Genomic DNA, 10,305 nt, shown 5'->3' on the forward strand with positions numbered 1-10,305 from the left:
CCCAGGCCGGAACGACGACCTCCGTACCCGCTCGGTTGACGTTGCTGGCGTCCGCCGAATCGGTCGCCGAAGATTTTGCTTCCGGGGTTCCGATCTCCGTGACGCGGAACGGCGATCGCACCACCGCCCTGACCGTGACTCTCTCGGCCTCCGCCGCCGGATTCACAGCGGGCAACGCGGTCCTCGTCGTCACGGATCGCGACCTGCCCGACCTCGCGGTCGCCAGCGTCGCCGGTCCCGCGACGTCTTCGCCGACGACCCGTTCACCGACGTGATCGAGCCGAGCATCCCCTACTCGCTCGGTGTCCTCATCCACAACCGCGGACGCGGCGCGGCGCGCAATGTCCGGATCACATCGGCCCAGCCCAAGATCATCGAGAACTCGAAGGGCCTGCTGATCGATTTCGAGATCCTCGCCACCGAGGTCGCCGGCCAGAACCAGACCCCGTCGCTCACCGCCGATTTTGGCAATGTCGATCCCGGAGCCGTCGCCGTCGGACGCTGGCTGCTTCGCTCGTCCCTGCAAGGTCTCTTCATCGATTACCAGGCCACCTTCGAACACCTCGATGGCCTCGGCGATCCCCGCCTCTCGCTCATCGAAGGCGTCGAAATTCACGAGATGAACCACGTCGTCGAAGCCGGTGGATCCTTCGCCGACGGCAAACTCGACTTCCTCGCCAACGACGTGCCCGACCTCGAAGACCTTCCCGACACGCTCCATCTGAGCGACGGACGCATCGAACCCGTCGCGCTCGCCTCGCCTGCCACTTTCGACGCCCCGCCCGCGCCAGGCCGTCTCGAGGTTCGCTTGACCACCACCATGCCCTCCGGGTGGGGATACCTCCGAACCACCGAGCCTGGTGACGGACGATTCCGGCTCGTCAAGGTCCTCCGCGCCGACGGCACCGTACTGCCGCTCGACCTCGCCGTCTGGACCACGGATCGCACGTTCGTCGGCAATTCCCAGCGCCCGATCCGTCAGAACCTCCTCCATCTCCTCGACTACAACGGGCGCGGATCCTACACGCTCGTCTATCAGATGCCCGCCGCCGCCGACACCCTTGCCCCGGCCAGCCGCGTCGCCGATCTCCCCTCCGAGAGCTTCCCCCAAATCCCCGTTCGCTGGTCCGGCGACGATGCTGGCGGTTCCGGGATTGCTTTCTTCGACGTCCTCGTCTCGACCGACGACGGCCCGTTCGTTCCGTGGTTGAGATCGACGACGCTTCCTGGCGCGCGCTACGAAGGCGCGCCCGGACATCGCTACACCTTCTATAGCGTCGCCACCGACCACGCAGGCCGCCACGGGGACGGCGCTTCGCGGAATGCGGGTCGCGAATCGAACCGCGTTCGTCCAGTATTTCTGGCGCTGTCCCTTTTCCCTTGCCCCCAACTCTTCTCTCGGTGCTTGCAGCAGGAACCAAAATGGTCATTGTAACATTCGACTATGAACCCACCCGCTTCCCTCGGTAGCTCACTGCACCGTGCGGCGTTGAACCCAAGTCACCCATCCCGGTTCAACCTCGCTTTTACCCTCATTGAACTCCTCGTAGTCATTGCAATCATCGCCATCCTGGCAGGCATGCTCTTGCCCGCTTTGGGGCGAGCGAAAGAAAACGGCAAGCGCGCGGCGTGCCTATCGAACTTGCGCCAGTGCGGACTGGCTTTGACCTTGTATGAATCGGATTTCAGGCGCTACCCGCTGCCGTGTTACGAAGCGGGGACGTTTGGCGGTTTCAAAGGCCATCCCGTCACCCAGATGCTGGCCGATACGCGGGGCGCTTATGGCGGACCCGCCTACGACATGCGGGTCGGACTCAAGGACTACATCGGGGATTTTCGCGCGTGGTTTTGCCCATCCCAAGCCCCGCGATTTGATCCGCTGTCCGTGCCGATTCCCGTCAAAAATGGCTACATCTTCGGAGGCTATGTGGGATTCTACGGCAAAGCCTACGGAAAGGGCAGCCAATACTTGCTGCGGACCACGGACGAATGGCTGGACAAAGCCGACCGATCTCGCACCGCTCTCATGGCGGACATTTTTTACATCAACGAAGGCGAAAAGATCACCCGGATCAACCACATCAACATGGGCTTCCGCTCCGGCGCGGAAGTGGCCACCGGGACGGGTCCGGGCTTTTACACTCAGGCGGTGATCGCAGGGACGAAGCCCGACCCGCGCTTTTACGGGGCCACGCTGTTCACGGATGGTTCCGCGTCCGGCGGAAAGCTGGGGCAATTGGAAGAGGTGGACGTGGCGTCACCGGGCGGCAATGAGAAGCATTGGCTGTTCAAGCGGTGAGGCCGGATGTCGGCCACCAGACGCGGAGCAATCCCGCTGCGCGGGACACCATCGCGCCCCAACCGAGTCCCATCGGGACTCCATCATTCAGCCCAGGGTTGGTGGTCCGAGCCAGACTGGCGAGGAGCACCTGCCCTGGGTCATCGTCCCCCAAATGATTCCCAACCCCAACGAGGTTGCATCACCCGCGCCCGCCGCCGCCGCCGCACCATTCAACTCCTTCAGGGTTGATGAGTTCATCGCACCCTCACCCAGCGTAGGCGATGCTTGCCCGTGCGGCTCGCACCGCCAACGCTGCGCTGGATGAATCAATCCCTTGAGCGGAGGTTTACAGCCCGGCCTGAGAGTGATACTCATTTTGCATGATTCAGCCGGAACAATTGGTTGGCGATGAATGGGCCGAGTGGTATCGACTCACTCCCGCGCAACGCTGGCTGGAAAGCGAGAAGCTCTGGCAAACCTACCTCGCGCTGGGAGGTTCACTTGATCCCGAACCCGATACGCAAAGTCCTTTCTTCGATGCGCGCGCAGCGCGTTCGCGCCCTGCTCATGGGCGGGCAGGCGTGCGTGTTCTACGGCGCGGCCGAGTTTAGCCGCGACACCGATTTCGTCATCCTTGCCGACGCTCCGAACCTCGCCCGTCTGCGCAAGGCGCTGGCGGAATTGCAGGCCGAACCCATCGCCGTCCCGCCTTTTGCCCTCAAACATCTCCGGCGCGGTCACGCTATCCATTTCCGCTGCCAGCATCCGCAGGCAACGGGGATGCGGGTGGACCTGATGTCCAAAATGCGCGGTGTAGATTCCTTCGCCAAACTTTGGATGCGCCGCACGACGCTGCGAACTCCCGGCGGCGAGAAATGCGATTTGCTTTCGCTGCCTGACCTGGTACAAGCCAAGAAAACCCAGCGCGACAGGGAATACTGGCTACCGCTCAAGAAAGAATTGGAAAAACTGCGCCACGCGAAATGAACAGGGAATTGTCACCCAAACAACGCGACGCGTTGCTGGCAGCGTTGCAGGGGCGGTTTGACGCGAACCAGGCCCGTCACCCGGGCTTGGCGTGGGCCACGGTGCAGGCAGGGTAATCTGCCCCCGGAGCGCGGCTGTGTCGCAGACCAGCCGCAGCAACGTCCGAGTGGCATAGCGCCTCCGAATCATCCACCCGCGTCGCCAGGTCCTCGTCCGCGCAAACGGCTTGTCTCGCCTTCGTGAAAGCAACCAGCGGAAGCACGAAGAACACGGCGAGGATCACCAAAGCCAACAAGACCACGAACGTTTCCATAATCTCGCGCCTCCTCCGGAAGACGCCCGCCCGCGCAGCGCCTAATCTTCGATCTGCCAATACGAATGAACGATCTTGTTGCGTCGCCACTCCCAAAGCTTGGCAAACGCCAAACGTTCGACGTGCCCGTCCAACAACGTGACATTCGCGCCTTGGCTGTGCACGGTTGGTCGTCCATTGTTAAACGGAGCTTCGGTGGAATACACGCCATCGTGGCTATCCGGCATCCCGTCCTTGTTCACATCCCGATCAAAGCCCCAACTTAGCGGTGTGTAGACGTGAGCCGACACCGATTCCAGGAAGAGCATGGCGTCGGCTGGATGGCGGATGCGGGCCGCCCGGAGCGGTTTCATTTCGTTCCCATAATAAAAGGGTCCCGTCAGCGGGTTGCCAAAAAGTCCATAGTTCACGCCGATCCAACTATTCCAGTTCTTGCGCGGCACGCCCGGAGTCGTCCGCGCGAACGGCGGCGGCCCGACACTCCCGCCCGGGCACTTGCGGATGTCCGCCGCATACGCGTCGCCCTGGCCAGCGACGGTCGCATCGGACGCTTTCGTGATATAGGGTGCCAGTTTTTGGTACCAGTAGGTCGTGGTCGCGGTGGCCGGAAACTGATCGGCAAAAAGCGGGAATCGATCTTCACTGTCATCGACGTAGATCATGGTGGCCAAACCCCATTGCTTTTGATTGGAGAGGCACCGAATCGCCTGGCCTTTGGCCTTGGCCTTGCCCAGCGCGGGCAAGAGCATGCCGGCCAGGATAGCAATGATGGCAATGACCACGAGCAACTCGATGAGGGTGAATCCCCGAGTGCCTATACGAAAAGGAGAGCTTCGGGAGGATGGAAGCGACCGGCGATTCATAAGCCACCAAGCACGCCGAGTCGCGGTTCTGTCAAACTAATTCTCGTTTCCGTAAAGCCGACCTCGCCGCAAATTGGATTCTCGGATTTTTGGCTGCACCCCAGTGATCCGCTGGTGGCGCTCGTTCCCCGTACAACCACCGGCTAATCACTGGCAAACCTCCGGCTTGTTCACGTGTTCACTCCAACGAAATCAGCGAACGAGCAGACTCCAGGTTCCAACCACTACTTGAATCCTCGCTCGCGAGAAAACGCCATTTTGCCAACAACTTCGAGATGCACCTTCATCGATCCGCACACACCCAAGACCCTCAAATCGCAAACCATCAACGGAAAGACCGTTCAGCGCCTTCCTTCGCCACCGGCCGAAGATCTGGTGCTGTTGGTCCAGACTCGATAGCCTCTCCAGCCATGAACCCTGCCGCCTGTTCGCCTCCCGAAACACAAAAGCCGCTGCTTCGTCCGCATTTGCTACGCTCCGAGGCGGTGTCAGATCACGAGGTGAAGGGGCTCAAGCCCAAGGATCGAAGAGGAGAACCACTGAAGAGACGGAGCACACGGATGCGGTGGAACCTGGCACCGGGGACTGGATGCTATCAAGGTTCCGGATGGGACATTCCTTCGTCGTTCGCTTTCCGTGTCTTCAGTGTCTTCCGTGGTTTCGATTTCGGAAATCAGATCAGGTCGAGCGTCCGGAGTTGGCCGCGTGCCCTGGGCCTCGCCTTGCTTCTGCTGCTCGCCCTGGGCAGCCTTCACGCCGCGCCCATCCGTCTCCATCCGGACAATCCGCGTTACTTCCAGTGGCGTGGTAAACCGACGGTCATCATCACCTCGGGCGAGCATTACGGCGCGGTCTTGAACCTCGACTTCGACTTCCGCAAATACCTCGACACGCTGGCGAAGGACAAACTCAATGGCACGCGGCTCTGGGCCGGGGCGTATGCCGAGACCGGCGGCAACTTCGGCATCACCGGCAACACGCTGGATCCCGCCCCCGGCCGCTTCATCAGTCCGTGGGCGCGCAGCGATCAGCCCGGCTATGCGGACGGCGGCAACAAGTTCGATCTCACGCGTTGGGACGGCGCGTTTTTCAAACGACTCAAGGACTTCGTCGGCTATGCCTCCAAGAAGGGCGTCGTGGTCGAGGTGGTTCTGTTTTGTCCGATGTATGAGGAGTCCATGTGGTCGGTGTGCCCGATGAACGCGCGCAACAACATCAACGGCCTCGGCGCCATCTCGCGTCACGAACCGCTCACACTCGACAAGTCCGGCGGCCTGCTCGCCGTGCAAGAGGCGATGGTCCGGAAGTTTGCGGCGGAGTTGCGCGAGTTCGACAATGTCACCTTCGAGATCGTCAACGAACCTTACGCGACCAACCCGCGAGTGCCGGACAACTGGCAGCGCCACATGACGGACGTGCTGACCGCCGCGATGAAGGACTGGCCGCAGCCGTTCCTCATCTCCTGGAACATCGCCAACAACTCGGAGAAGGTCACGAACCCGCACCCCGCCGTGTCGTCATTCAATTTCCACTACGCCACGCCGCCCACGGTGGTGGAGGAGAACTGGGCGTTGAACAAACCCATCGGCGACAACGAGACGGGCTTTCGTGGCACCAACGACACGGTTTACCGTGCCGAGGCGTGGGACTTCCTCATCGCAGGCGGCGCGTTGTTCAATCATCTCGATTACTCCTTCGCCGTTGGCTTCGAGGACGGCACCTACCAATACCCGGCCACGCAACCCGGTGGCGGCAATCCGACTCTGCGCCGGCAATTCGGCATCCTGAGCAAGTTCATCCGTGGCCTCGATTTCATCCGCATGAAACCGGACAACTCCGTGATCAAGGGCGGCATCCCGTCCAACGGCACGGCGCGGGCGCTCGTCGAACCTGGCAAGGCTTATGCCATCTACGTCCGCCGGTCGGCGGCGACCGGGCCATTCAGCGTGCGCTGGACGGGTCTGGTCGATGCGCCGGTCACCGGCGAGCTGACCTTCCACACGTTCTCGAACGACGGCGTGCGCCTTTGGGTGAATGACCAGTGGCTCATCGACAAGTGGGTGGACCAGTCCGAAGTCGAGCACACCGGCAAACTCGCCGTAGCGGCCGGACAGAAGCTGCGGGTGAAGCTCGAATATTTCTACAACGGGGGCCAGGGCGCGGCGAAACTCTGGTGGTCGGCGAGCGGTCTGTCCAAAGCGCCGGTGCCCGCGGGCGCGCTTCATCTTCCGGATGGCTCCACCCTCGGCCTCAGGGCGGAGTATTATCGCGGAAACAGTTTTCAGACGCCCTGGCAAACGCGCACGGACACGCAGGTAAATTTCGCCTGGGGCACGGCCAGCCCGTTCCCGACGCCAGCAGGCGATGGAGCGGTGGCGTTGCAGGTGGAGTTACCGTCGGGCAAGTGGCGGGCCGAGTGGCTCGACACCAAGACCGGCAAGACGGTGGGTGATGCGCGCGTCACCGGCCCGGGCGTGGTCACGCTCGGCGCGCCGGCGTTCGCCGACGACATCGCGCTGCGGATTCTCAAGCGCTAATCAGACCATCCATGAAAGCTCCTGTTCTCCACGCTCCTTCCCCACTTCCGTGTGCGAAGTCTGTGCCGTGACTCCTCCTGTTGATTCTTGTCGCGGCGGCTTCCGCTGCCGAGTTCCGCGTGGGCTTCGCGTCCGCCGACATCACACCGCCAATCGGTTGGCGGCGCGCCGGCAATTACACCGAGCTCATCAGCACCGGTGTCAACGACCCGCTGATGACCAAGGCCATGGTCGTACAGGAGGGTGCGACGACGTTTGCATTCGTGGGGAACGACCTGTGTTCCGTGCCGCGCGATCTCACGGACCGCGCCCGCACCCGGGCCAGCCAGCTCACCGGGATTCCCGTCGCGAACATCGTCATCACCGCGACGCACACCCATGGCGGACCCGAGTATCTGGGGCCGTTGCGCGAGTTCCTGCACGAGCGTGCCAAGAAGGCGAACAACGGTATCGACCCGCATGAACCGATCGACTATCGGGCGCAACTCGTCGAACGCTGGTCGGATGTCATCGCCAAGACCTGGTCCAATCGCCAGCCGGCGTTGCTGGAACTGGTCATCCCCCGCCTGGAAGGCATCGCCTTCAATCGCCGTTACTGGATGAAAGACGGCTCGGTCGGCTGGATTCCGCGCAAGGGCGACACCAACCTCTTTCGCCCGGCCGGCCCGGTGGACACCGACTTTCCGTTCCTGCTCGCGCGCCGCGCCGGCTCCAAGGAAGGACTCGGCTCGCTTGCCGTTTTCGCCATGCACACGGCGGTGTATGGCGGGCAGCCGTTCGGCGCGGATTTCCCCGGCCACTTGCAGACCAACCTCACGGCGGCGTTTGGCCCCAGGTTTGTTTCCATCTTTGGCGAAGGCTGCGCCGGTGACGTGAATCATATGAACCCGTTCAATCCAGACCCGCAGCACTGGACGAACGTCTCGCCTTCCATCGGCCGCGCGATGGCGCAGGTCGCGCTGACGAATCTTCCCTATGCGAGCGCTGTTAAGCCGGGTTCGTTGGCGGTGCGCTTCGCACATCGCGGCACCGACGCGACGCTCTTGGAGCCGTTGCGGTTCCAGATGGCGATCGATGGCAGCCGAGCGAGTTGGAAGCCGACGTTACGTTAAAGGAGCTTGCCGTTGCCCTCCTCTCGACTCGACCTCACAGCAAGCAGCGGCCTGTCAATTTCGTTCAAACCCGCGATCAAGACATACAAGCCGGAGGCTGGGCGGATCGGTAAGAGTTACAGCATGAAAATGCAGAATAGCAGATCTGGAGCGGCACGCGGTTTCACTTTGATCGAGTTATTGGTCGTCATCGCCATCATCGCGATTTTGGCGGGCATGCTCTTGCCCGCCCTCTCGAGGGCAAAGTTGAAGGCGGGCGGGATCGCCTGCCTGAACAACGCAAAACAACTCGGCCTGGCCTACGTCATGTATGGACAGGATTTCGACGACGTCTGTCTGGGACCTTTTTCCAGTCGGATGGCGCCGGCCTGGGTCGAAGGCGGCATGTTTGGCGCCGCGGACTCCGCCGATATCCGCCATCTCACGAACAGTCCCACCTACAAGTATCTCACCACTCCAACCGTGTTCCGCTGCCCCGCCGACCAGGCGCAGTTGCGGGTTGGCGGGAAGCTGTTGCCGCGCAGCCGCAGTTATACGATGAACGCGTTCCTGGGCGACACCTCCACTTCGTGGGTTCAAAACAACGCCCAAAAATACAAGGTCGCGAAAAAATTCTCCGACTTCACCTCGCCTGGCGCGAGCGACGTTTACATCCTCATCGATGAACACGAAAACAGCATCAACGACTCCCACTTCTTTCCCTTCGACAATCTGCGCACGTTTGCCAACAACACTCCGTGGCTGGATGCGCCCTCCGGGCGGCACGGCAACGCCGCCGGCCTGACCTTTGCCGACGGACATTCCGCCATCAAGAAATGGCGCAGCAACGTCTCGGGGTTCAGGCGCAAGGGCGGCGAAGCCGTGCCCAACGACATCTCCTGGCTGCCCAGGGCCGACAAGAATGACTGGACCTGGTTTACCGAGCACATCGCGTCGCTCAAATAGCCAGAGCGCGAGGATCGCCTGAGGAAAAGGACTCGTCGTCTCTGGACGTCAATTTCGTTCAACCTCAGGTGGAATCCATCCAAGCTGGAAAAAGTTCCTTCTGCTACGAAATAGCTCCTGAATCCAAGGCCCGTCGAGCGCCACCGCTTTGCCCTGGCTGGCCGGGGACTGGCCGAAACCGCCATGATCACATCCTTCTTATATAAATCTATGAGCACACCAAAAAATCCAATCCTCCTGTGCTTCTCGCAACATCGCGCGGCCTCGCTGCTGCTGACTCTGCTTCTCTGCTTGTGGGGAGGCGCCACCGCAAATGCCGCCGAAATCCTCTTCGTTCACGCTCCGAGCGGCGGCGCGCCGTCGGCGACGGACCAGAAGTTGATTGATGAACTGAGCCGAGGTTTGGGGCACAAGGTGAAACTGCGTCCGGTGGCCAGCGCCGCTGAGAAACCTGCGGGCAGCGAGGCCGATGCGATGGACCTTGTCGTGGTGAGCGAGTCGGTATCCTCGGGTGCCGTCGCTGACGCCTTCAAGGACGTGACCAAGCCGGTGCTGATGTTGGAGGCGTTCATCGCCGATGACATGCTGGTCGCGGTGCCAGGAACAGCCGCCAACCAGACGCAGGTGGACATCCTCAATCCGGACCATCCCCTGGCGGCCGGGTTGAGCGGCGCGGTGGACATCTACAAGGCGGCGAAGATCCTTTCGACTTTCACTTCGACCTCGACGGACGCGATCAAGGTGGCGTCGGCGGTGGGGCAACCGGACACCGGGGCGCTGGTGGCGTTCCTGAAGGGCGCGAAGATGGAGAGCGACTTCGTGGCGCCGGGGCGGCGCGTCTGCCTGGGGCTGCATTCGGCGGTACCCGAGGAATACACCTCACAAGCCAGGGCCTTGTTCCGTGCAGCGGTGAGTTGGAGTCTCAGCCCGGAGAAGTCCGTCCTCTTCGTTCACGCTCCGAGCGGCGGCGCGCCGTCGGCGACGGACCAGGCGTTGATTGATGAACTGAGCCGGGGCCTGGGTCACAAGGTGAAACTGCGTCCGGTGGCCAGCGCCGCGGAGAAGCCCGCGGGCAGCGAGGCCGATGCGATTGACTTGGTGGTGGTGAGCGAGTCGGTATCCTCGGGCGCTGTCACTGACGCCTTCAAGGACGTGACCAAGCCGGTGCTGATGCTTGAGGCGTTCATCGCCGACGACATGCTGGTCGCGGCGCCGGGAACAGTGGCCACCCAGACGCAGGTGGACATTCTCAATCCGGACCATCCCC

The 10,305-nt window shown here is 62.1% G+C and carries 8 protein-coding genes and 1 pseudogene; 7 read left to right on the top strand and 2 right to left on the bottom strand.

Going from position 1 to position 10,305, the window contains the following annotated elements:
* Positions 1-271: 271 nt before the first annotated feature.
* From FJ404_18330 to FJ404_18340, 3 genes and pseudogenes are all read left to right on the top strand, one after another.
* Positions 272-1,435, top strand: coding sequence for a hypothetical protein (locus tag FJ404_18330; GenBank protein ID MBM3824808.1), 1,164 nt, complete (start codon positions 272-274; stop codon positions 1,433-1,435).
* 9 nt (positions 1,436-1,444) lie between these two features.
* Positions 1,445-1,675, top strand: a pseudogene (locus FJ404_18335) (type II secretion system protein).
* 1,107 nt (positions 1,676-2,782) lie between these two features.
* Complete coding sequence (locus FJ404_18340; GenBank protein ID MBM3824809.1) at positions 2,783-3,268, top strand: hypothetical protein; 486 nt, start codon at positions 2,783-2,785, stop codon at positions 3,266-3,268.
* Positions 3,269-3,344: 76 nt separating this feature from the next.
* Here FJ404_18340 and FJ404_18345 read toward each other — a convergent pair whose 3' ends face one another.
* Both FJ404_18345 and FJ404_18350 read right to left on the bottom strand, forming a co-directional pair.
* Positions 3,345-3,581: a hypothetical protein gene (locus FJ404_18345; protein MBM3824810.1), complete on the bottom strand. Its 237-nt coding sequence runs from the start codon at positions 3,579-3,581 to the stop codon at positions 3,345-3,347.
* Between the two features lie 41 nt (positions 3,582-3,622).
* Positions 3,623-4,444, bottom strand: coding sequence for a type II secretion system protein (locus tag FJ404_18350; GenBank protein MBM3824811.1), 822 nt, complete (start codon positions 4,442-4,444; stop codon positions 3,623-3,625).
* Positions 4,445-4,719: 275 nt separating this feature from the next.
* On the opposite strand from FJ404_18350, the gene FJ404_18355 reads away from it, so the two are divergent.
* The 4 genes from FJ404_18355 to FJ404_18370 form a co-directional block, all read left to right on the top strand.
* A complete protein-coding gene (locus tag FJ404_18355) occupies positions 4,720-6,981 on the top strand; it encodes a hypothetical protein (protein MBM3824812.1) in 2,262 nt (753 codons plus the stop codon).
* A gap of 80 nt (positions 6,982-7,061) precedes the next feature.
* Positions 7,062-8,093, top strand: a complete 1,032-nt coding sequence (locus FJ404_18360; protein ID MBM3824813.1) for a hypothetical protein — start codon at positions 7,062-7,064, stop codon at positions 8,091-8,093.
* Between the two features lie 123 nt (positions 8,094-8,216).
* On the top strand, positions 8,217-9,038 hold the full coding sequence (locus FJ404_18365; GenBank protein ID MBM3824814.1) for a prepilin-type N-terminal cleavage/methylation domain-containing protein: 822 nt from the start codon (positions 8,217-8,219) through the stop codon (positions 9,036-9,038).
* 414 nt (positions 9,039-9,452) lie between these two features.
* A partial coding sequence (locus FJ404_18370; GenBank protein MBM3824815.1) for a hypothetical protein occupies positions 9,453-10,305 on the top strand: 853 nt, incomplete at its 3' end.

This window comes from Verrucomicrobiota bacterium (genome assembly GCA_016871495.1).
Classification (GTDB): Bacteria; Verrucomicrobiota; Verrucomicrobiia; order Limisphaerales; family VHDF01; genus VHDF01.

Bases quoted from the DNA above. Each gene is read 5' to 3' on its own strand.
- FJ404_18355 (MBM3824812.1), top strand. From the start codon at position 4,720: ATGCACCTTCATCGATCCGCACACACCCAAGACCCTCAAATCGCAAAC.
- FJ404_18345 (MBM3824810.1), bottom strand. From the start codon at position 3,581: ATGGAAACGTTCGTGGTCTTGTTGGCTTTGGTGATCCTCGCCGTGTTC.
- FJ404_18350 (MBM3824811.1), bottom strand. From the start codon at position 4,444: ATGAATCGCCGGTCGCTTCCATCCTCCCGAAGCTCTCCTTTTCGTATA.
- FJ404_18365 (MBM3824814.1), top strand. From the start codon at position 8,217: ATGAAAATGCAGAATAGCAGATCTGGAGCGGCACGCGGTTTCACTTTG.